Source organism: Amycolatopsis heterodermiae (assembly GCF_034929455.1).
In the GTDB taxonomy this organism is placed as follows: Bacteria; Actinomycetota; Actinomycetes; order Mycobacteriales; family Pseudonocardiaceae; genus Amycolatopsis; species Amycolatopsis heterodermiae.
Genome location: NZ_JAYFSI010000026.1, coordinates 38,474 through 60,142, shown reverse-complemented (window position 1 = coordinate 60,142; position 21,669 = coordinate 38,474). Strand labels below are relative to the sequence as shown.

21 protein-coding genes are annotated in these 21,669 nt (G+C 72.3%); 12 read left to right on the top strand and 9 right to left on the bottom strand.

The window, feature by feature from the left end; all coding sequences use genetic code 11:
- Positions 1-38: 38 nt before the first annotated feature.
- The gene (locus tag VA596_RS49815) at positions 39-2,528 is read right to left on the bottom strand and encodes a M14 family zinc carboxypeptidase (protein WP_323337838.1); all 2,490 of its coding nucleotides are present in this window, start codon (positions 2,526-2,528) and stop codon (positions 39-41) included.
- A 177-nt stretch (positions 2,529-2,705) separates the two neighbouring features.
- Between VA596_RS49815 and VA596_RS49810 the strand changes: the two genes are divergently transcribed.
- The 3 genes from VA596_RS49810 (at position 2,706) to VA596_RS49800 (ending at position 4,571) form a co-directional block, all read left to right on the top strand.
- On the top strand, positions 2,706-3,359 hold the full coding sequence (locus VA596_RS49810; protein WP_323337837.1) for a DUF998 domain-containing protein: 654 nt from the start codon (positions 2,706-2,708) through the stop codon (positions 3,357-3,359).
- Positions 3,360-3,552: 193 nt separating this feature from the next.
- Positions 3,553-4,176, top strand: coding sequence for a hypothetical protein (locus VA596_RS49805; RefSeq protein ID WP_323337836.1), 624 nt, complete (start codon positions 3,553-3,555; stop codon positions 4,174-4,176).
- Positions 4,173-4,571, top strand: a complete 399-nt coding sequence (locus VA596_RS49800) for a hypothetical protein (protein WP_323337835.1) — start codon at positions 4,173-4,175, stop codon at positions 4,569-4,571. The genes VA596_RS49805 and VA596_RS49800 overlap by 4 nt, the downstream gene beginning before the upstream one ends.
- 3 nt (positions 4,572-4,574) lie before the next feature.
- Here VA596_RS49800 and VA596_RS49795 read toward each other — a convergent pair whose 3' ends face one another.
- The 5 genes from VA596_RS49795 to VA596_RS49775 all read right to left on the bottom strand — a co-directional run bounded on the left by VA596_RS49795 (position 4,575) and on the right by VA596_RS49775 (position 10,359).
- Positions 4,575-5,228: a GTP pyrophosphokinase gene (locus tag VA596_RS49795; protein WP_323337834.1), complete on the bottom strand. Its 654-nt coding sequence runs from the start codon at positions 5,226-5,228 to the stop codon at positions 4,575-4,577.
- 115 nt (positions 5,229-5,343) lie between these two features.
- Positions 5,344-6,192, bottom strand: coding sequence for a carboxypeptidase-like regulatory domain-containing protein (locus VA596_RS49790; protein ID WP_323337833.1), 849 nt, complete (start codon positions 6,190-6,192; stop codon positions 5,344-5,346).
- A 592-nt stretch (positions 6,193-6,784) separates the two neighbouring features.
- Positions 6,785-7,657, bottom strand: coding sequence for an LLM class F420-dependent oxidoreductase (locus VA596_RS49785; RefSeq protein ID WP_323337832.1), 873 nt, complete (start codon positions 7,655-7,657; stop codon positions 6,785-6,787).
- A gap of 77 nt (positions 7,658-7,734) precedes the next feature.
- Complete coding sequence (locus tag VA596_RS49780) at positions 7,735-8,868, bottom strand: adenosylhomocysteinase (protein ID WP_323337831.1); 1,134 nt, start codon at positions 8,866-8,868, stop codon at positions 7,735-7,737.
- 180 nt (positions 8,869-9,048) lie between these two features.
- The gene (locus VA596_RS49775) at positions 9,049-10,359 is read right to left on the bottom strand and encodes an alpha/beta hydrolase (RefSeq protein ID WP_323337830.1); all 1,311 of its coding nucleotides are present in this window, start codon (positions 10,357-10,359) and stop codon (positions 9,049-9,051) included.
- A gap of 354 nt (positions 10,360-10,713) precedes the next feature.
- Here VA596_RS49775 and VA596_RS49770 point away from each other — a divergent pair, with 354 nt between their 5' ends.
- Positions 10,714-11,136, top strand: a complete 423-nt coding sequence (locus VA596_RS49770) for an alpha/beta fold hydrolase (RefSeq protein WP_323337829.1) — start codon at positions 10,714-10,716, stop codon at positions 11,134-11,136.
- Here the strand turns inward: VA596_RS49770 and VA596_RS49765 are convergent.
- Positions 11,127-12,134 (bottom strand): hypothetical protein, encoded by a 1,008-nt coding sequence (locus VA596_RS49765; RefSeq protein ID WP_323337828.1) that lies wholly within the window; start codon positions 12,132-12,134, stop codon positions 11,127-11,129. The two genes, VA596_RS49770 and VA596_RS49765, sit on opposite strands and share 10 nt — an antisense overlap.
- 69 nt (positions 12,135-12,203) lie before the next feature.
- On the opposite strand from VA596_RS49765, the gene VA596_RS49760 reads away from it, so the two are divergent.
- The gene (locus tag VA596_RS49760; protein WP_323337827.1) at positions 12,204-12,800 is read left to right on the top strand and encodes a TetR/AcrR family transcriptional regulator; all 597 of its coding nucleotides are present in this window, start codon (positions 12,204-12,206) and stop codon (positions 12,798-12,800) included.
- On the opposite strand, the gene VA596_RS49755 is transcribed toward VA596_RS49760, so the two are convergent.
- Positions 12,761-13,555, bottom strand: a complete 795-nt coding sequence (locus VA596_RS49755) for a helix-turn-helix transcriptional regulator (RefSeq protein WP_323337826.1) — start codon at positions 13,553-13,555, stop codon at positions 12,761-12,763. The genes VA596_RS49760 and VA596_RS49755 overlap by 40 nt on opposite strands.
- A gap of 81 nt (positions 13,556-13,636) precedes the next feature.
- On the opposite strand from VA596_RS49755, the gene VA596_RS49750 reads away from it, so the two are divergent.
- From VA596_RS49750 to VA596_RS49725, 6 genes are all read left to right on the top strand, one after another.
- A complete protein-coding gene (locus VA596_RS49750; RefSeq protein WP_323337825.1) occupies positions 13,637-14,710 on the top strand; it encodes a zinc-binding alcohol dehydrogenase family protein in 1,074 nt (357 codons plus the stop codon).
- Between the two features lie 13 nt (positions 14,711-14,723).
- Positions 14,724-15,701 (top strand): hypothetical protein, encoded by a 978-nt coding sequence (locus tag VA596_RS49745; protein WP_323337824.1) that lies wholly within the window; start codon positions 14,724-14,726, stop codon positions 15,699-15,701.
- 61 nt (positions 15,702-15,762) lie between these two features.
- On the top strand, positions 15,763-16,320 hold the full coding sequence (locus VA596_RS49740) for a PadR family transcriptional regulator (RefSeq protein ID WP_323337823.1): 558 nt from the start codon (positions 15,763-15,765) through the stop codon (positions 16,318-16,320).
- Entirely contained in the window at positions 16,317-17,636 is a 1,320-nt protein-coding gene (locus VA596_RS49735; RefSeq protein ID WP_323337822.1) for an NAD(P)/FAD-dependent oxidoreductase, read from the top strand. Before VA596_RS49740 ends, VA596_RS49735 begins: the two co-directional genes overlap by 4 nt.
- A 132-nt stretch (positions 17,637-17,768) precedes the next feature.
- Complete coding sequence (locus VA596_RS49730) at positions 17,769-19,076, top strand: lipase family protein (protein WP_323337821.1); 1,308 nt, start codon at positions 17,769-17,771, stop codon at positions 19,074-19,076.
- 52 nt (positions 19,077-19,128) lie between these two features.
- Positions 19,129-19,773, top strand: a complete 645-nt coding sequence (locus tag VA596_RS49725) for a TetR/AcrR family transcriptional regulator (RefSeq protein WP_323337820.1) — start codon at positions 19,129-19,131, stop codon at positions 19,771-19,773.
- On the opposite strand, the gene VA596_RS49720 is transcribed toward VA596_RS49725, so the two are convergent.
- The gene (locus tag VA596_RS49720) at positions 19,763-20,635 is read right to left on the bottom strand and encodes a LysR family transcriptional regulator (protein WP_323337819.1); all 873 of its coding nucleotides are present in this window, start codon (positions 20,633-20,635) and stop codon (positions 19,763-19,765) included. The genes VA596_RS49725 and VA596_RS49720 overlap by 11 nt on opposite strands.
- A gap of 102 nt (positions 20,636-20,737) precedes the next feature.
- Here VA596_RS49720 and VA596_RS49715 point away from each other — a divergent pair, with 102 nt between their 5' ends.
- Positions 20,738-21,637, top strand: a complete 900-nt coding sequence (locus VA596_RS49715) for a TIGR03620 family F420-dependent LLM class oxidoreductase (protein WP_323337818.1) — start codon at positions 20,738-20,740, stop codon at positions 21,635-21,637.
- Positions 21,638-21,669: the final 32 nt, after the last annotated feature.

Genomic DNA, 21,669 nt, shown 5'->3' with positions numbered 1-21,669 from the left:
TCAGAGTCTCTCAAGGTGGCCTTCACGGATTTCGGGAACTACCGGGCGCCGCCCGACGCGCGCTGCTTCTGCGCGTGCGCGGACCGGGTGCAGACCTCACCGACGTCGATCGTCTGGCCGCGGTCGGCGAACACGTCCGCCACGCCGACGAGGTTGCCCTTCGGCGACGTGCAGGTCAGCTGGTAGGCCTCCTTCGTCCCGTAGGTCGGCGGGACCGGCGACGAGAACGAGACGTCCCCGGTCCAGTCGTCGACGGCGTTCGGGTCGGCCTGGTCGTAGTTGACCACCACGGCCTTGTAGTCGCCGGCCGGCGGGTCGAACAGCACGGCGTGCTCGGACGTCGTGCCGCCGTTCGCCGACGAGCTGACCAGGTTGCCCGCCGAGTCGTAGATGAACAGGTCCCAGTCGGTCGACGTGCCGGCCCAGTTGATGTTTACGCTGAACTTCCCGTTGTCCACCTTCGGCAGGCCGTCGACGTGGAAGGTGAACGAGTCACCCGCGGGGTCGGCCGGGTAGTTCTGGTTGATCGGCGGCACCCCGGCCGGGTTGGCCACCGCGTACCCCTGCTGCGCCGGGCCCTGCGGGTCGCGCCCGTAGCGGCCGGCGACGTAGGGACGCGTCGACGGGTTGACCGACCACGCGAACCGCCCGCCGGTGGTGGTCAGCTTCGAGTTCAGGTCGTCGGTCACGTAGATCGGCGGCTTGGTGGAGCCGTCGGCCTGGATCACCGGCGACGTCGGCGTCTGGAACGTCTTGTGCAGCTTGAGCTGGTAACCCTTGGGCGCCGAGCCGATCAGCGTCGAGTGCTGCTGCGGGTCGGCGGCGTTGGCGAGCATGTCCAGCAGCGCGCCGCGGTTGCCGCCCTTGCCGGCGCCGGTCGTCGGCGCCAGTCCGGCGTACTCGGCGACGACGGCGGTCTCGTAGGCCTCGTGGAAGCCGGCGCCGCCGACCTCGATGGTGAAGCCCCAGCCGGCGGTGGCCCAGTACGACCAGTCCTCGGTGGTGCCGGTCGTGTCGTAGAGCGCCCAGCTCGGCTCGCTCGTGTAGCCGTTGCGCGACGCCAGCTTGTCACCCAGCGCCTTGTACTGCGGCTCCTCCAGCGGCGGCCGCACGTCGGCCACGCCCGGCGGGCGCAGCACCAGGGCAGCGTTCGTGTGGAAGGTGATCAGGTTGGTCACCTGGCGGGAGGACACGATCGAGCGGATGTTGCGCGACTCCGGCTCGGAGAACGGCGCGGACCCGCGGAAGGTGTCGCCGCTCCAGGCGATCTCGGCGCCGTTGCCGCCCCAGAACCCGGCGTAGTTGCGGTTCGGGTCGGTGCCGCGGATCCGGCCGGCGGGGTTGGCCTTGCAGACGCCGGTGGCGTACTGCGGCGGCGAGTCGTTGACGTTGCAGTTCTTGCGCTTCATCTCGTAGTCGAACCGGGAGAAGTCGCCCTTCGGCTCGGCCTCGCGGGAGATGTCGAAGCCGTCCGGGTTGACGATCGGCACGATGACGTTGCGCGTCTTGCCGACCATGCTGCGGATCTGGTTGTCGTGCGCGTAGCCGTTGACCAGCTCGTACGCCCACTCCATCACCGTCTCGCCGGCGGGCCACTCGCGGGCGTGGTGCACGCCCATGGTGAAGTCGACCGGCTTGCCGTCGGTGACGTTCTTGACGTCGGTGGCGATCTCCAGCCCCATGACGTCGCGGCCTTCCCAGGTCGACTCAGGCATGGTGAACGCCGACACCAGGTTCGGGTTGTTCCGGGCCAGCTCCTTGATCTCGTACTCGTAGTCGTAGAGGTGGCGGTAGCTGGTCCGGCCCGAGGGCAGCACCGACTTGGGCGTCTTGGCCGCGTACGCGCGGTCGGTCTTCGCGTCGGCGACCGACTTGGCCGACAGGTCGGCCTGGATCACGGTCGAGGTGAGGCCGCTGCTCTTGAGCGTCTGGCGGTCGGCGTCGTCGGCGAGGACCACCTCGACGCCGGTCGCGTCACCCTTCTCGGTGACGTCGAGGCCGAGGCCGGTGAGCTTGGTCTTGTCGGCGCGGGTCGGGGTCTGGACGCGGACCAGCTGCGCCTTCTGCGCGGTGGTCGGCGTGCCCTGCGGCGTCAGCGCCAGGAAGTCGACGCCGAGCTGGGCCTGGCCGGCCGAGCCGCCGTAGCGGCAGCCCTGGACGACGAGTTCCTGCCCCTTCTTCACGAAGCTCTCGGCGAGTTCGTGGGTGCGCAACGCCGCGGAAGCGGCGACGACGGCACCGGTCGTCTTGTCGAACACGGCGATGTCCCAGTCGCCCTCGTTGCCCGACGTGGCCTTCAGCCGGGCCTGCACCAGACCGTCCACAGTGGACGTGACGTCCCGGCGGTCGGTGCCCGAGGTCCCCTTGGGCTGCAGTTTCGCGAAGCAGGAGCGCGCCACCGACTTGTCGGCACGCAGGATGTTCTGCGCCGCACCGGCGGTGCCGGTCGGCAGGGCGACGAACGTCGCGGCCAGCGCGACCGACGACGCCAGCAGCACCAGCCGTCTTGGTGAATTCCCCACAGGCATAGCCCTCCTTGACCGAGGCCGGCAGCACGGACGTACCGGTAGCGAGTGACCGTAATGGACCAAAACGGGCCGGGTAACCGCCGTAAGTCGTACTGGTTTCACGGGTTCTTCACACTGATGGCCGCGCAAAAGGACATTTCACCGGGAGTTCAACCACTCCTCGGCTACTGTCGGTTCATGGTCACGGTCCCTGCGCGACGAACGTCCGCCGCGGTTTCGCTGGCGGGCATCGCGGCGCTCGTCGTCGGCGCCGCGATGGTGCTGTTGCTGCAGGTCATCCCGCCGACCGACGAGATCAGCGCGACCCGCCGCACGATCAGCGAGTACGGCCTCTCCGACCACAAGTGGGTGTTCGACATCGCGGTGGTCCTGGTGGCGTTCGGCTCGGCCGCCGGGCTCGCGGTGCTGGGCAGCCAGCGCCGGCTGCCCACGGCCGCGGCGATCCTCGGTGCACTGTGGACGATCGGCCTGCTGGTGATCGTGGCGTTCCCGAAGCCGGACTGGGCGACGGTCTCCCGCTCGGACTTCGGCGGCACGCTGCATCGGGTGGCGAGCGTGGTGGCGTTCGTCGCGCTGCCACTGGCGGTGCTGATCGTCGCCCACACGGCGTTCCCCGGCTCCCCGGGCCGGCGGTGGCTCGCGCGGGTGCTCGCGATCGCGTCGCTGGGTTGGTTCGCGGTGATCCTGGGCGCGGTGGTGGTCGCGGCCGTCGACGGCGGCCGCTGGTGGACGCTGATCCCGCTCGGCCTGGTGGAACGCGGGATGGCGCTGACGGAGCTGATCGCGCTGGGCGTGGTGCTGGCGCCGGTGGGCTCGCGCTCGCGGGGGTGACCACCGGTCCGGCCGCTTGTCCGGTGGCGGACGGGCGGTGGACAGTGACGAGGTGGACGAAACCGGGCGGACTTCGGTAACCCCTCCAGTGGAGCGGGTGGGTGTCGCCGCGCTGCTCGCCGCCGTACGGGGCGGGGACGCCGAGGCTCAGCGCGCCCTTCGGGCCGCTGTTGTGCCGCTCATCATGAATGTTGTGCGGCGTTCGGGCCTCGGAGCAGCCGATCGCGCGGCCGTGGTCCAGGTCGTTACTTCGGCGCTGCCACGACAGGTCGGCCGGATCAACGACGAAGACACCCTGGTGTTGTGGCTCGTCGCCGCGGTGGGCCGCGAGGTACGGCGGAGAGACGCCCACGCGGTCCGGCTGCAAGGCTACGTACCCGATGTTGAGCGGCGCACGCTCGTGACCGGAGACGTCTCGCGGTTGTCGGGCCGGGAGCAGCGGTTCCTTCAGGTGCTGCTCGAGACCGACGACTACCGCGCGGTCGCCGAGGAACTCCGGATGCCGATCGGCTCGGTCGGCCCGACCCGCGCCCGGGTGCTCCGGAAACTCCGGCGGCTCCTGGAAGCCGGGCCTTCCGCCGATCCCCGGGCGGACCTCGAAGCCGCACTGCGAGCCCACGCCCCCGCCCCGGAATCCCCCGCACCGCGGCGCGGCCTGCGTCGCCTCCTCGGCCTGACCACACCAACGCCGCCCGAGGTTCACCCCGGGGACCGGACGATCGCGGCCGTCCGGGACGTCACCGGTGCCGGGCGGGACGTTCTGCGCGAACTCGACGAAGTGCTGACCATCACTCGCGAAAGCGAGGACCGGACATGACCGAGCAGGCCCCCTCCCTCGCCGACGAATGGCTCGGCACGCAGGTGCTCGACCACGTCCGTGACCTCTACAAGGACTACCCCGAGACCGCGGACCGCGTCCTGGGGCTCGTCGAACTGCGGCTTCAGCAGCGCTACGAGGCCGAAACCGTGGAAAACCGGCACCGCCGGAAACTCGAGTGGGCGTGGTTCGGGTTCCGGGTGGGCTCCGCGCTGCTGGGGTTCGCCGCGCTCGTCGTGTTCGCGCTCGTGGCCGTGCAGTTCATCGGGCACGGCGCGCCCGTCGAGGCCGGGGTTTCGCTCGGGGCCGGGGCGGTGTCCGTCGTGGCGATCTTCGTCACCGGGCGGGCCGCCGGGCCGTTGTTCGCCCCGAAGACGGACGCCAAACCCGAGTAACGCCTAGCGGATCCGTTCGTGCAACGCGGCCATCCGGGCGTCCAGGTCGGCCGCCGTGGCCGCGGCCGCCGAGAGCTCGCCCGCGAAGTCCGGCGGGACGCTGTCGCGGTACTTGTACGACAGCTTGTGCTCCACCGCCGCCCAGAAGTCCATCGCGATGGTGCGGAGCTGGACCTCCACCTTGACCTTCTCCACCCGGTCGGACAGGAACACCGGGATGCGCACGATCAGGTGCAGGCTGCGGTAGCCGTTGGCCTTGGGGCGGGCGATGTAGTCCTTGGTGCGCAGCAGCTCGACGTCGTCCTGGGCGGTGAGCATGCGGGCCACCGCGAACACGTCGTCGACGAACGGGCAGACCACGCGGATGCCGGCGATGTCGTCGAGCTCGCGGGCCGCGGACACCCAGTCGCTGCCGAGGCCGCGGCGGTGCACCTTCTCCTTGATCGCCTCCGGCCGCTTCACCCGGCTCGTGATGTGCTCGATCGGGTCGTGCCGGTGGACGAAGTCGAACTCCTCGCTGAGGATCCGCAGCTTCGTCATCAGCTCTTCGATGGCGAACTTGTACATCAGCAGGAAGCGCGGGAGCTGCCCGGCCACGACGAGCTCGTCGGCCGCTTCACTCAGAGAAGCCTGCTCGGCCGCCGGATCGGTGGTCACTGAACCCTCGTCGTAGGAGTCGTCGGTCGTTTTCCGCTCACCAGGTTACTGTGCGCTACCCGATCAACGGACCGCGACGGGCCGGAGTTCCCGCCGGTCACCGGATCGGGGGCCGTCAGCGCGGCGCGACCTGGACACTCCAGTCGCCGTAACCGTAGGGCGACGCGACGACGTAGACGTCCCCTTCACCGACCGTCACCCACGGGCCCCGCGCGCGGAAGGTGTACTCCCCCACGTCGACCTGGCGGAAGGTGGCGAACCCGTCGGCGTCGGTCCGGGCCTGCGCGACGGGGTGGGTGCCGTCGGCGGTCAGCACGACCTTCGTCTTCGCCAGGCCCTCGCCGGCGTCGGGCTGCCCGTTGTGGTTCTTGTCCACCCACACCTGGCCCTTCGCATCGGCTTTCCGGCCGGGCACCCGGGCTTCGGCGGACGTGTACGGCCCGGAGCCGGACGACTCGCCGTCGAGGTGGTCGATGTAGCAGCTGAGCCCGGTCAGGCCGAAGTAGCTCGCCCGCTCCGGCACCTTCCCGGAGACCGTGAGCACGAGCCGCTCGCCGGGGGCCGGCGTGCCCGCCGGGTGCCAGGGGTCGAAGGCGCCCCACTGCTCGTGCGGGATCTCCAGTTCCCGGCCGAAGCCACCCGGGTCGCAGCCCGCGTACAGGCCGGTCAGCGGCCGGTCGCCGGTGTTCCGCAGCGTGACGGTCGCCGTGCCGGTCTCGCCCACGGCGTAGCTCGCCTTGTCGAGCGTGATCGTCTCGGTCAGGACGTCGGTCAGCGGCCGCGTCGCCCGCACCTCGAGGGCGGTGTGCTCGCCGCTGCCGTCCAGCCGCAGCGACGGGAGGTACGGGACCACCCAGCCGTCGGGCACCTTCTCGAAGTGCACGGAGGCACTCGAGGTGACGGGGATCCCGTCGAAGGCGAACCGGCCGTCCGCGCCGGTGGTCACGACCAGGTCGTGGGACATGCCGATGCCGATCAGGTGGGCCTCGGCGCCGGCGATGTCCTCGCCGGGCGACGGCTTCCCGTCGCGGTCGCGGTCACCGTAGAGGTGCCCGGGGTCGCTTCGCCGGCGTGGTCGGCTTCGTTCTCGGCGTACGCGCTGAAGTCCACCACGGATCGACCTCGTCGAGGGTGTGGATGCTTCCCGTGCAGTTGGTAGGTCCGGCTCTCCCCCGGCGCGAAGGACACGCCGTCCGCCGACCGCAGGTCGCCCCACCCGTCCGAGATCAAGAAGTGGGCGCCGGACTCCCGTCCGGCACTTCCCGAAACGTGATCCGCGGTCGTGTCTCCGATGTTGGCGACCGTCAACTCGACCGGGAGAGGGTGAGTGCCGCGGTCAGTGCGCAGGCAGCGCGGACCGACCGGGCGGATCTGCCCGATGTCATGGTGGTTCCCCCTGTTTCGCGTGGTCCAGCCGAAACTAGGGCGGAACGGGGGCGATCCGGCAGCACGGAACATTCCGGGAGGAAAGCCCGGCAACCGGTCCCGCGGTTCAAGCGTGATAGCCGTTTCGGGACGGCGCGGCCGGCACCCGCGATCGCGCCGTCCCCGCCGGGCTAGAGGTCCGCCAGCTGCGGTACGGCCGGTGCCATGCCCTCGATCCAGGACGCCGGTGCACCCGTGGTCGGGGTGATGATCGCCGTCTGGATGCCCAGCTTCGCGTAGTCGGCCATGCTGCGGACGAAGTCGTCGCGCGTGTCCGGCGTCGGGCGCGGGTTGTTGGCGAGGATCGTCTTGCGGATCTCGTCGTAGTCGCGGCCGACGTCGTCGCAGTGGCGGCGCAGCACGTCCAGCTTGTGCGCGACGTCCTCGGGCGAGGTGCCGAAGATGTTGCAGGCGTCGCCGTACTGCGCGACCAGCCGCAGGGTCTTGCGCTCCCCGCTGCCGCCGATCATCACGTTCGGCCGGTGGATCGGCTGCGGCGAGCAGAGGGTTTCGGCCAGCTGGTAGTGCTTGCCCTCGAACGGCCCGTTGTTCTCCGGGTCCCACATCTGCCCGGCGATGCGCAGCGTCTCCTCCAGCCGCTCGAAGCGCTCGGCGACCGGCGGGAACGGCACACCCATGCCCCGGTGCTCGCGCTCGAACCAGGCGGCGCCGATCCCGAGCGCGGCGCGGCCGCCCGAGAGGACGTCGAGGGTGGTGACGATCTTCGCGAGCAGGCCGGGGTGGCGGTAGGTCACGCCCGTGACGAGCAGGCCGAGCTCGATCCGGGACGTGTGCGCGGCGAGGAAGCCGAGGGTCGTGTAGCCCTCCAGCATGTTCGACTCGGCGGGGAGGCCGGTCGGCTCGATCTGGAAGTAGTGGTCCATGAAGGACAACCAGGTCGCACCGGCCTCCTCCGCCACGGCGCCCACGCGGGCGAGCTCACCGGCGATGGCGGTCGTGCCGCCCTCGATGTCGAAGACGGGAAGGTGAAAACCGAGCTCCATGAAGCGTTCTCCTGACGTGCGGTCGGCGTACCCGCCACGTTAGGACCTGGAGTGCGCTCCAGGGCAAGTCCCGGGTTTCAGCGCAGCCGCGCCACCAGGTCCGTGGCGATCCGCCGCTCCACGGGCGCCGGGACCGGCTGGACGTCCGGCGCGAGGCCGCCCGCGCACACCGCCGCCAGGCTGCGGACCTGCAGCGTCAGGCCGAGATCCATGGCCTGGACGGAGTTCCCGTTGGCGGCGGTGAGGTTGAGCATGCGGCCGTGGTCGAGCACGACGACCTCGCGGCCGCCGGTCAGGACGTGCCCGGTGCGGCGGCCGGGTTCGCCGTACTCGACCGTGCGCACGGTCGCCGCCCGCAGCGCGTCCGCGTCGATCTCCCACGCGAAGTGGCCGACGCCGGCGAGGACCGCGCCGTCGGGCAGGGCCGCCAGCTCGGCCGCGCCGACGACACCGGGAGCGCCGGTGGCGGTGAAGACGGCTTGGGCGTCTTCGAGGACCTCCACGGCGGGGCCGACGCGGTGACCGTCCAAAATGGCCTGCAGCGCCCGCATCGGGTCGGTGTCGCACACCGCGACCCGGGCGCCGAGCCGCGCGAGGGTGTCCGCGACGCCCTTGCCGCACGGCCCGTAACCGAGCACGGCGGCGCGCATCCCCGGCAGCATCAGGTTGGTGGCGTTGAGAAAGCCCTGCACGACGCTCTGGCCGACGCCGAACTCGTTCTCCACCAGGAGCTTCAGCCGCGAGTCGTTGATCACGACGACCGGATGGGTGACGCCGATTGGGTGTTCTCGCAGCCGGAGGCCGCCGGTCGTCGTCTCCTCGGTGCCGCCGAGGTAGCCGGCGGGTGTCCCGGAGCCGAGCAGCGACAGGGTGAGGTCGGCGCCGTTGTCGAGCGTGAGGTCCGGCTCGTTTTCGAGCATCTTCGCGACGTTGCGCGCGTGGTCGGCGTCGTCGTCGGCGCGGCGGGTGTGCACCGTGACGCCGAGTTCGCGCAGGGCAACGGCCACGTCGTCGTGGGTCGTGCCGGGCGAGCCGGTGAGGGTGACGTCGACCCCGGCGCGGGCCAGGAGGGTGACGAGCGCGCCGGTCTTGGGCTCGACGTGCAGGCACATCGCGAGCCGGCGCCCGGCGAGCAGCTCTGTGTTCTCTTCGACGGCGGCGGCGGTCAGGGGCATGTGCTTGAGCGCCCAGCCGATGGCAGGCAGAGTCATGACTTTCCTTACGGTTGACGAAGAAACCGCGCGAGGCGGTGAAAGGGATCCGGAGCGGGATCGGTCAACCGTAGAAGTCGCAGCGATAGGAGTGGTCGCCGAAGATAGGCGCCACGAGTCCCCGTCCGCTGCTCACGCCGTCAAGCTATCAGCTGGACGGTTTGCAGTCCTCCTCCTCGTTCAGCGCAGGGCCGTGACCAGGAAGCCGGTCACCTCGGCAGACCCGCCGGTGGTGACCGCGACTCCCGCTGTGCGCAGGCGGTTCGCGTAGTCGTCCGCCTTGCGGCCGCCGTCGGCGATCAGGGTCGGCGGGGCGCCCGGGCCCGCGTACGTCAGGGGGCTCGCCGCGCGCAGGGTGGCCGGGGCCCGGCCCAGTGCGAGCAGGATCGACGCGCGGGTGACCGGGTCGAGGCCGGTGAAGTCCGTGAAGTCCGCCGGGGCCGACACCGCCGCGACCGCGCGGACCTTGCCCGGGACTCCGCCGTACTGGCCGGTGCCGAAGGCCGGCGCGGTGCCGAGCAGCTCCGCCAGCGTGCCGCCCGTGCCGATGCCCCAGGCCCCGATGCGGGCCGGGTCGAGGTGCAGGGCCGTCGCGTTGGCCGTCAGGAACCGGACCGCGCACTGGGCGTCGGCGAGCGGGGCGGGCCACGGCGCCGCCGGGGCGAGGCGGTAGTCGATCGACGCGACCGCGACGCCGCTCGCCGTCAGCGCGTCGCGGACGGCGGTGAACTTCGGGCCGTCGAGCAGCGCGCCCGGGCCCGTGGGCCGGCGGTTGCCGAGGACCAGCCCGCCGCCGTGCAGGGAGAGCACCACCGGCGCGGGTGTCGCGGACGTCCGGGGCTGGTAGACGTCCATGGCCAGCGGGATCCCGGACGGACGGCAGTACTCGACCGTGCTCGAGGCGCCGTCGAGCAGCGTCGAGGCGTTGGTGCCGGTGACGCCGTCGCCCGCAGCCACCGCTCCGGCTGTGCCGGTCGCCAGGACCAGCAGGAGCACGGGGAACAGCACGATCCACGCCGACACGCGCCGGAGGGTGGACGGCCTCGGGTGCGCCCGCCGCCGGGCGACGGCCAGCAGCCCGAACAGGGCGATGACCTGCAGCGCAGCGGCGACGTAGTCGGTGAAACCGGCCACCGTGTCCGCCGGCTGCCACGGGTCGAACCGCGTCAGCAGCCCGAGCGGCCGGCTGACCACCCACAGCGCGAGCGACGCGGCCGCGGTCAGCGCGGCGAACCGGGCGGTTTTACGCGTGGGCCAGCCGAGCACCGCGATCACGGCGACGATTTCGACCGCCGCGAGCGCGCCGAACAACATCGCGTAGAGCTGCCAGAGCCGCCACAGCGCGGGGACCGCGGCGGCCGGGATGATCGCGCCGCCGAGAGCGGCCAGCGACGCCGTGACCAGCAGCGCACCGCGTCTCAGGGGTGGCGTGGCGTCGTACCGGGAGGTCGCCGACAGCGGGCGCGTCCGCTGCCCGTCGACGACCTTCATGAGCCCAGTGTCACCCCGGACGGCGCGGCGCGGCCACTCACTACGCTCGGCCCATGCCCCGTTTCCCCGGCCGCGACGGCGTCGAACTCGCCTACCGCGAAGTAGGCAGCGGCCGTCCGCTCGGGCTGTTCCACGGGTTCCTCGGCCGCGGCCGGGACTGGCTCGACGTCGGGCGGGCGGCCACGCTGGACCGCCGCCTGGTCCTGCCCGACCTGCGCGGTCACGGCGAGAGCGCGCCCGCACGACCCGGCGGCCTACCCGCCCGACGTCCTCGCCGACGACGGCTTCGCGCTGCTGGAGCACCTCGGGCTCGACGACTACGACCTCGGCGGCTATTCGTTCGGCGGCCGGGTCGTGCTGCGCCTGCTCGCCCGCGGCGCCCGCCCCGGCCGCGCGATCGTGGCGGGCCAGGGCCTCGACGCGATCCGGCGGTCGACCACCCGCACCGGCGAGTACCACCGCGTGCTGACGGCGCTCGTCGAGGGCCGCGATCCCGGCCCGGGCCCGGCGGACTGGATCACGCGCTCCGGTGGCGACCCGCTGGCGCTGCGGCACGTCCTCGGCACCCACGTCGCGACGGACGAGGCCATCCTGCGCGCGGTCACGACGCCGACGCTCGTGGCGGTGGGCGCCGCGGACCACGGCCACGCCACCGCCGACGAGCTGGCCGGGCTCCTGCCCCACGGCGAGTTCGCCCGGGTGCCCGGTGACCACCTCACGGCCTGGTCAAGCCCCGAGTTCACAGCGGCGACGGCGCGGTTCCTGGCTCAGGCGTAGCAGGCAGCGAGCGCGCCGAACGCGGCCTTCGGCTCCCAGGGCAGCCCGGGGTACGTCTCCCCCGAACCTTCCTCCAGGACCTTCACCACGCCCCAGCTCGCCATGTCGAGGTCGTCGCGGGGCGTAGGGCGGTACACCAGGCCGTAGCAGACGAAGGTGCACGCGAACGCCGCGTCGACGCCCTCCGACGTGAACACCTCCAGCAGCTCGCGGAGGTAACCCGCCTGCTCTTCTTCGTCGCGGACGTAGTCGCCGTTCAGCCGGACCGGGACGTCGCCGTCGTATTCGAGGATCTCGCCGCTGCGGGCGCCGAGGTCGGCCGCGCCGCGGAAGGTCGTGCAGCCGAACTCCGTGATCGCCACCGGCTTGCCCGCCGCGACCAGCGTGCGGATGCCCTCCCGGTAGAGGTGCTCGACCTCCTTCGAGCGGTGCGCGTCGACCGAGACGATGTCGAACGGCGTCCAGTCGACGCGCTCCAGCGGCACCGCCGCGTAGGTGACCTGGCCGCCGAACCGCGCCCGGACCGCCTCGACCACGCGGGCGAGGAAGTCGTTGACGCGGCGGGGAAGCCCGGCCAGCGCCTGCTGCGACTCCGGCGACCGCGAGACCAGGCCCGCCACGCGTTCGGGGAGGGTGTCACCCGGCAGGAAACCGTGGTTGAACAGGCTCAGCTCGGCGCCGGTGACGAACACGACCTCGGCGCCCGCGACGCGGAGCCGCTCGGCCCGCTCGGCGGCGTCGGCGAGCTGCTCGAGGATCTGCTCGGGGTGCGTGTTCCACGGGAACGGCGAGAACCACACCTCCAGGCCGAGCGCAACCGCCTCGCGCGCGGCGAACTCGATCCGGTCCAGGTCGGTGCCGAACAGGCGGACCGCCGTGCAGTGCAGGTCGTCGCGGATGATCGCCAGCTCACGCCGGACCAGCCCGGGTTCGAACGGACGGCGGATGGTGCCGCCGACCGCCATGCCGGTGTCGTAACCGATGCCCTTGGCTCGCATGGGGTGCCCTCCAGAAGAAATAGAGTACGGTACGTACCGTACCCTATCGGCAAGGTACGGTGAGTACCGATGACCGAAGCGAAGACCCGGCGGCGCGGCGCCGAACTGGAACGGGCGATCCTGCTGGCCGCCGCGGACGAGCTGGCCGAGGCCGGCTACCCGGGCCTGACCATGGAGCGCGTCGCCCAGCGGGCCGGCACCAACAAGAACACGATCTACCGCCGCTGGCCGAACCGCGCCGCACTCGGCGTCGCCGCCTACCGGCACCTGGCCGAGGACACCCGGCGGCCGCCCGACACCGGCACCCTGCGCGGGGACGCGCTCGGGTTGCTGCGCGCGATCAACTGCGACAGCTCCTCCCCCACCGCGCGGATCCTGCGCGGCCTGCTGGCCGGCGTGAGTGACGACCCGGAACTGCTGGCCCAGCTGCACGAGCAGGCCGGCGACGGCGGTACCACCGCGTGGCTCACGCTCCTCGAACGCGCGGTCGCCCGCGGCGAGGCACCACCGGAGGCCCGCCACCCGCGCGTCGCGACCGCCGCACTCACCCTGCTGCGCAACGAATACCTCACGCACGGTCTGACCACAGTGGACGACGACGTGCTCGTGGAGATCGTCGACGAGGTCTACCTGCCGCTGATCCGCGGCCGCCGCACCGGCGCGTAGAGCGTCAGCCGCAGCGCCGGGTCCTCGTTGGCCTGGAACGTCGCGTACTCGTACACCGACGGCTCCGGGCGGTACAACGTCTTCCGGCCGGGTCCACTGTGGACGACGTCGTGGCGTTCCCACCAGCCCGCGAACTCGCGGCAGCCCGCGCGCAGGCGGCCGGCCAGCGCGGTGAACGCCGGGTCCGGCGCCCACAGGTCGTACGCGGCGTGGAACTGCGCCACCGTGTGCTCGGCCTGCGCCGCCCAGCCGGGCCCGAACAGCCGCCGCCCCCGCTCGCCGAGCAGCAGGAACACCAGCACGTTCCGGTCCTCTTCGGGCAGCTTGCCGAAGTCGGTGAACAGCGAGACGGCCGCGCGGTTCCAGGCCAGCACGTCCCAGCGGCGGCCGGTGACGTACGCGGGCTGCGACAGGCTCTCGATCAGCCGCCGCGTCGCGTCGGGGACGGACTCGCGGGTGAACGCGGTCCGCGCCGGGTTGCGGGCCAGTTCCCGCAGGTGGGCGCGCTCCGCGTCGTCCAGCCTCAGGGCGCCGGCCAGCGCTTCGATCGTCTCCGTCGACGGACTGACCGTGCGGCCCTGTTCGAGCCGGACGTACCAGTCGACGCCGATGCCGGCGAGTTCGGCGACCTCCTCGCGGCGCAACCCGGGTGTCCGGCGGCGGCGCCGGTCCGGCAGGCCGAGCGCCACCGGGCTCAGCCGTTCCCGCCGGGACCGCAGGAACTCCCCCAGCCCGGCGCGGGCCACGTCCGCCATGACGACCTCCGGGTGGCACGCAGTAGTCCCAGGATGATACCAGGCCTGGATATGACGTCCGGGAACGCGAAGGCTGGTCTCATGAAAGCTGCCGTACTCGAAGAATTCGGTACCCTGCCGTCGGTCCGCGAACTGCCCGACCCGGTGCTGGGCACCGGCGAGGTGGTCGTCGACGTCGTCGCGGCGCCCGTGCTGCCCTACGCCGGGGAGGTCTTCCGCGGCGAGCGGAACTACCTGCTCACGCTGCCCGTCGTGCCCGGCGCCGGGGCGGTCGGCCGGGTGCGCGCGACCGGCCCGGACGCGACCCGGCTCAAGCCCGGCGACTGGGTGCTGTGCGACCCGACCGTCCGTTCCCGTGACGACGCGCGCACGCCGGACATCACGCTGCAGGGCCTGAGCGCGCGCGGCGAGGGCGGCCTGTTCCTGCAACGCCACTTCGGCCACGGCGCCTACGCCGAGCAGGTGCTGGTCCCGACCGAGAACGCCGTCCCGCTCGGCCTGATCGACGCCGCCGACGCCGGGCGGTGGGCCGCGCTCTCGCTCTGCCTCGTGCCCTACGGCGGCCTGCTCGCCGCGCAGCTGCAGCCGGGGGAAACGGTGCTGGTCAGCGGCGCGACCGGGACGTTCGGCAGCGCCGGGGTGGCCGTCGCGCTCGCGATGGGCGCCGCGTGCGTGGTCGCACCCGGCCGCAACACCAAGGTGCTGGCCGATCTGGAACGCCGGTTCGGCGCGCGCGTCCGGACGGTCCGGCTCACCGGGGACGACGACACGGCACGCATGCGAGACGCGGCACCCGGTCCGATCGACGTGGTCCTCGACCTGCTGCCGCCGTCGGCGGGGGCGAGTGTCACGCGGACCGCGGCCATGACGGTGCGCGAGTACGGCCGGGTCGTGCTGATGGGCGGCGTCGGCATGCTCGGCGGCGACGACCTCGCGCTGCCCTACCCGTGGCTGATGCGCAACAACATCACCGTGCGCGGGCAGTGGCTGGCCCCGCGCGAGGCGAACGGCAGCCTGATCGCGCTGGCCCGCGCCGGCCTGCTCGACCTGGGCGGGTTCGCCGTCACGGAGTTCGGGCTGGACGACATCGCCGACGCCGTCGGCCACGCGGAGAAGGAGCAGGCGCGGTTCGCGCTCACCGTCGTCCGGCCGTGAGTACCGTCGAACCGTGATCACCACGCGGCTGGCCCGGCACGAGCGGATCGCGGCGGAGCTGTCCGCCCCGGACCTCCTCGCGTCGGCCACGCCGCTGGGCACCGGGATCGGCGGCACGACCTGGCTGCTGCGGGTGGCGGGCGAGCCCGTCTTCGTGAAGCGGATCGCGCTCACCGACGTCGAGCAGCGCCACGAAGGGTCGACCGCCGACCTCTACGGCCTGCCGCCGTGGTCGCACTACGGCGTCGGTTCCGCGGGCGGCGGGGCGTGGCGGGAGCTGGCGGCCCACCGCGACGCGAGCGAGTGGGTCCGCACCGGCGCGTGCGAGAACTTCCCGCTGCTGCACGGCTGGTGCGTCCGGCCCGGCCTGCCGCGTCCCGCCACCGACCTGGAGCGGGACGTCGCGTTCTGGCACGGCGACCCGGGCGTCCGGCGGCGGCTCGAAGCCCTCGACGCGTCGGCCACCGACCTCGTGCTGTTCCTCGAACACCTGCCGAAGACGCTGGCCGAGTGGCCGGATGCCCCGCTGCAACAGGTCGACGAAGAACTGCGGCACGTCACCGGGTTCCTCGCCACCCAGGACGTCCAGCACTTCGACGCGCACTTCGCCAACATCGTCACCGACGGCGAACGGCTCTGCCTCACCGACTTCGGGCTCACGCTGTCGTCGCGGTTCGAGCTGTCGGACGCCGAGGCGGAGTTCCTCGCCGAGCACGCCACGCACGACCGGGGTTACGTCCTGACCCACCTGGTCAACCGGATCGTCCGGCCGTTGCGGGAGTGGCCACACCCGCGCGTCCGCAACGACTTCGTGCGCGCCTGCGCCGAGGGCCGGCCGGTGCCGGAGCTGCCGCCGGACGCGGCCGCGCTCCTGCGCCGGTACGCCCCGCTCGCCACCGTCGTCAACGACTTCTACTTCGCGCTGCACGGCGAAAGCCGGAAGACGCCGTACCCGGCGGACGAAATCGCCCGGCTGCTCGCCTCGGTCTGAGCCACCCCTCGCGGACTACTCGCGCTTGACCAGTCCCTAGTACTCGTGTTTGAGTAGTCACATGGGATCAGTTCGGTTGTTCATCCTCGGCGCCCTGGCGCGGGGCGGCCCGATGCACGGGCACCAGATCCGGCGGGCGGCGCAGGTCGACCGCACCGAGCTCTGGGCGGACGTCAAACCCGGCTCGCTCTACGCCGCGCTGCGGCGGATGGCGGACGAGGGCGTCATCGAGGCGCTGCGCACCGAACGCGTCGGGAACATGCCCGAACGCACGGTCTACACGATCACCGACGAGGGCCGGCGCGAGCTTTCCGTGCTGCGCCACACCATCCTCACCACCACCAAGCTGCGCCCGGACCCGGTCGACCTCGCGCTGGCCTACACCGAGGACCTCGACGAACCGGCCCTGCGGGCGCTGATCGAGGACCGCCGGGCCGCGCTCGTCGCGGACCTGGCGTCCTGGAAGCACCTTCAGGAACACGCCGCGCCGTACCTCGACGGACTGGAGCCGCTGGGGTTCGACCACGTGATCATCCGCCTCGAAGCCGAGGTGACCTGGCACGACCGGGTGCTGGACAAACTGACGGATCTGCTGGCCAACCGGGGAGAACGGACATGAGAGCACTGATCATCGGCGGCGGGATCGGCGGGCTCGCGACCGCCCAGGCCCTCACGGCGGCCGGCGTGGACGTCGAGGTCCACGAGCGCCACGACGAGGCGGCCGACTGGCTGCAGGGCTACCGCATCCACCTCAACCGGTTCGGCTGCCGCGCGCTGCGCCGCTGCCTGCCGGCCCCGCTCTGGGACGCCTTCGCCGCCACCGCCGGCGATCCTGGCGCGGGCATGAGCTTCCAGACCCACCACCTGCGCGAACTGCTCTTCGTCGAGGAAGAGCTGATGACCGGCGGGACCGGCGACCACCGCGCGGTCAGCCGGATCGCGCTGCGGCGGCTGCTCCTGGCCGGCCTCGGCGCGAACGTCCACTTCGGACACACCTTCGAGCGGTACGAGGTGAACCCGGACGGCACGGTGACGGCCCACTTCGCCGGTGGCGCCACCGCGACCGGTGACCTGCTGATCGGCGCGGACGGCGCCAACTCCCGGGTGCGCGGCCAGCTCCTGCCGCACGCGCACCGGGTGCCGACGGGCGCGGTCGGCGTGGCCGGACGGCTGGCGCTGACCGACGAGACCCGCGCGTGGCTGCCGCCGCGGATCCGCGGCGGGCTGAACATCGTGCTGCCGCCGGCCGGCAGTTTCCTGTTCACCGCGGTGTTCGACGGCCGGACACGCACCGCCGAAGCGGTCGGCGGCGGCATCGACCTGACGGCGTACGGCCTGAGCGGCCGTGACCTCCTCGACGACGTCGAGGACTACGTGCTCTGGGCGTTCGCGGCGAAACGCGCCGCTTATCCGTCCGATGTGGAGGGTCTGGCGGGGTCCGCGCTGAAGGACGTCGTGGGCGAGCAGATCCGCGGCTGGCACCCGGACCTGCGCCGGCTGGTCACCGAGTCCGATCCCGGAGGCGTGCACGCGATCGCGTTCAAGGCCGCCACGCCGGTGGAGCCCTGGCGGACCGGCCCGGTCACCGTCCTCGGCGACGCCGTGCACAACATGACGCCGGTGATGGGCCTGGGTGCGAACACGGCGTTGCGGGACGCGGCGCTGCTGGCCCACCAGATCAAGGCCGTCCACCGCGGCGAAGCCGGCCTGACCGACGCGATCGGCGAGTACGAGCGCCGGATGCTGACCTACGGCTTCGAAGCCGTGAACACGTCACGCTCCTTCGCCGACCGGTTCACCTCGGGCAACGTGCTCGCCCGCCAGGGGATGAAGACGTGGCTGCGGGCGTGCTCGGCCGTGCCGTCGGTGAAGCAGAGCAGCTTCACCGACGAATGGACCGACGACCTCCCCACCCCGAGCGGCGCGCTGGTCTGACCGGACCCCTCCCCCGTAACCGCAGGTCACCCGACCCCGACCCGAATGGTGTACGCCTCTGTACTTCATTGCTACTGGCTGGTAGGTTACCGATTCACCATTGTGATCCACTTCATGATTCAAAGGGGAGTCATGATCAAGCCTGCCCGCTTGCTGGCCGTCGCCGCGGCTCTCACGCTGACCGTCGCCGCCGCGCCGGCGGCGTCCGCGGCCCCGGCTGCCGATTCCTTCTACACCTACAGCGGCAGCGAACCGCTGTCGTCCTACGCGCCGGGTGCCGTGCTCAAGACCCGGACGCTGAGTTACCACATCGTCGGCATCCCCACGCCGCTGACCGCGATCCAGCTGCTCTACCGGACCACCGACGCGCGGGGGAACCCCGCCGCCAACGTCACGTCGGTGGTGCGCAGTCCCAACGGGGACACCAAGAAGGCCATCTCGTACCAGTCGGCCTACGACTCGCTCAACCCGGCGGACAGCCCGTCGCGGGCGATCGCCGGCGACGTCACCCTCGGCGGGCTGCTGCCCAACGGGGAGTCCCTGCTCGTCACGCCCGCTTTGCTCCTGGGCTACAACATCCTGATCCCCGACACCGAAGGGCAGAGCGCGAACTTCGCGGCCGGCCCGGAATACGGGACCAACACCCTCGACTCGATCCGCGCCGCGACGAAGGCGGCCGAGACGGGGTTGACCGACAGCACCAAGTTCGGGCTCATCGGCTATTCGGGCGGTGCCATCGCGACCGGCTGGGCGGCCGCGCTCGCGCCGAGCTACGCGCCGGACGTCAACAAGAACCTGGTGGGCTTCACCGAAGGCGGCGTGCTCGTCGCGCCGTCGCACAACCTGAAGTACGTCGCCGGCAGCCCGGTGTGGTCCGGCGTCATCCCGATGGCGCTCGTCGGGGTCGCCCGGTCCTACGACATCGACCTCAAGCCCTACGCGAGCGCGTACGGCCTGAAGGTGCTCGCCGAGGTCGAAAACGCGTCGATCATCAACGCGCTGGGCCGCTACCCGGGACTCACCTGGGAGAAGCTCGTCAAGCCGCAGTACGCCAACCCGAACTCGGTGCTCCCGTTCGTCGACGCCGTCAACAAGGTCAACATCGGCTCGGCGCCGACGCCGTCGGTCCCCGGGTTCATCGCCCAGGGCAACAACGGGCTCCTGGAAGGCACCTTCGGCAACCCGCCGGGGATCGGGACCGGTGACGGCGTGATGGTCGCCGGCGACGTCCGGGCGCTGGCCCGGCAGTACTGCGCCGACGGCAACCGCGCCGTCAAGTACGAGCAGTACGACCTGCTCAGCCACGTCGGCGGGGCGGCGCGCTGGGCACCCGAAGCGGTCCTCTGGCTGAACGACCGGTTCGCCGGGAAGGCCGCGCCGTCCAGCTGCGGGCACATCGCGGCGGGCAACTCGCTCGCCCCGGAGGTCCCGACCTCCTGACGGACCGCTGTGCCCGGCCGGGTCTTCCGGCCGGGCACAGTACGGTCTGCACGTGACAGCGCACCGGAAGCTGCCGAAGGGCCCGCACAGCCTCAGCCGTGACGAGGTCGCCGGCACGCAGCGCGCCCGGCTGGTCGACGCCGTGCTGGAGAACGTCGGCTCCCGGGGGTACCTCGGCACCACCGTCGGGCACATCACGGCCACCGCGGGCGTCTCGCGCACGTCGTTCTACCAGCAGTTCACCGACAAGCAGGACGCCTTCCTCGCCGCCTACCGCGTGCTCAGCGGCGACTTCATCGACCAGGGGGTCGCGGTGGCCGCCGCGGCCCCGGACCCGCTCGCGGCGGTCGCGGCGTGCGGGGACTTCCTCGTCGACTACGTGCACCGCCGCCCCACGGCCGTCCGGGCCGTCCTGCTCGAGATCTTCGCCCTCGGCGACGCCGGGCTCCAGGCCCGCGAAGAGGTCCTGCGCGCGGGGGAAGCCGTGTTCGACCGGACCGTCCTCTGGTTGCGCAGCACCGAACCCGCGCTGCCGGCGCCGCCGCCGTTCACCGCGCGCGCCGTGGTCGCCGCCACGATCGAGCTGATCACCCAGGCCATCTGGCAGGCCACCGAAGACGCCTACGAGCAGGCCCGGGAAGCCGTCCGCCACGTCTGGCTGCTCGGGCTGTTCGGCCACCAGAGCCTCACCCGGTGAGACACGCCTCGGCGCACTTGCGGAACGCCGCCACCAGCCGGTTGCGGTCCCCCGCGCGGGTCGCCACGGCCACGTGCCCCGGCTCGACGTCCTCCAGCGGGACGGTGGTCAGGTCCGGGCGCAGGCCGGTCGGGACGGCGGGACCGGCCGGGATGATCGCCACCGCCTGACCGCTCGCCACCAGTTCGATCTTGTCCTCGATGGCGGTGATCAACGGGCCGTCGGGCGCCGGGCGGCCGTCCGGGCGGGGGTCGACGCGCCAGAACGCGTCCCACTCGGTGTCGGACGCGCGGGGCAGCGGCTCGTCGGCGATGTCGTCCAGCGTCACGGATTCCTTGCCCGCCAAGCGATGGTCACTCGGGATCAGGAGGACGCGCGGCTCGTCGTAGAGAACGGTCACGTGCAGGCCGGTGCTCGGCAGCGGCAGCCGGACCACGGCCGCGTCGACCCGGTGGTCGAGCAACGCGGCCCGCGCATCGTCCCAGTGCAGGTGCAGCGCCCGGACGTCGGCGTCGGGGTGGCGGTGGCGCAGGGCGCGGACCGCCGGGGTGACGATCAGGTTGCCGGTGTAGCCGACGGTGATCCGGCTCGGCTGCGCAACCGACCGGGTGTGGGCCACCGCCGAAGCGGCCGAACGCAGGACGTCGGCGGCGAGCCCCAGGAAGGCCTCGCCGGCCTCGGTGAGGCGGGTGCCCTGCGGGGTGCGGTCGAGCAGCCGGGCGCCGACCTGCTGTTCCAGCCGGGTGATCTGCCGGCTCAGCGAAGACTGCGTCAGGTGCAGCTCGGCGGCGGCGCGGCCGAAGTGCCGGTGCTCGGCGACGACGGTGAAGCTGCGCACCAGCCGGAGATCGAGGTCGTCCACCGGACCAGTCTAGCGCCGTGAACTGCGGTGATGCACGGATCGCAACACGCGGCGCGAAACAGTCATTGGACGGCGCCCCTCCGGCGGCGCCACCGTGGAGGCATGGACCCCATCACGACGGCTCGCGCGGCGCTCGGCCCGCTCGGCGTCTACCTGCCGATCTCGTTCACCCGCTCCCCCTCCGCCGACGACCAGCGCGAAGGCGCGCGAAGGCTGGAGCGCGCCGGGTACCGGGCCGCTTGGACCAACGAGGTCGTCGGCGGCAAGGACGCCCTGGTGCAGCTCGGCGTGCTGCTCGCCGCGACGGAACGGCTCACGTTCGGCACGGGCATCGCGAACATCTGGGCCCGCGAGCCGCAGACGCTGCACGCGGGCGCGGCCCAGCTGGCCGACGCGTACCCGGGCCGGCTGGTGCTGGGGATCGGCGTCGGCCACGCGCCGCAGGCCGCCGGGGTCGGCCGCGAATACGGCAGCCCGGTCAAGACGCTGCGCGACTACCTCGAGCGGATGACGGCGGAGACCTGGCCGCCCGCGCCGTCGGTGACGTACCCGCGGATCCTCGGCGCGAATGGCCCGAAGATGCTGGCGCTGGCCGGGGAGGCCGCGGACGGCGCGTACCCGGCGAACCTGCCCCCGGCGTACACGACCGAAGCGCGCAAGACGCTGGGTGCGGACAAGCTGCTGGTGGTCGGCCTGACGGTGGTCACCGAGACCGATCCCGCGGCCGCCCGCGCGGCGGCGCGGGAGAAGGTGTCCAACAGCCTGGGCCTGCCGTGGTACGGGAAAGCCATGGAGCGCCTGGGTTTCGACGTGTCCGACCAGGACACCCTGGCGGACGCGGTCGTCGCCCACGGCGGCCCGGACGCGATCGCGGCCAAGGCCCGGGAGCACCTGGCGGCGGGCGCGGACCACGTCCTGCTGATGCCCCCGACGACCGACGACTTCCTCGCCGACGTCGCGGAGCTGGAACGACTCGCGCCCGCGTTCGGCACCCTCGGGTGAGGGCGCCGGACGCGGGCGCGGCCGGTCAGTCA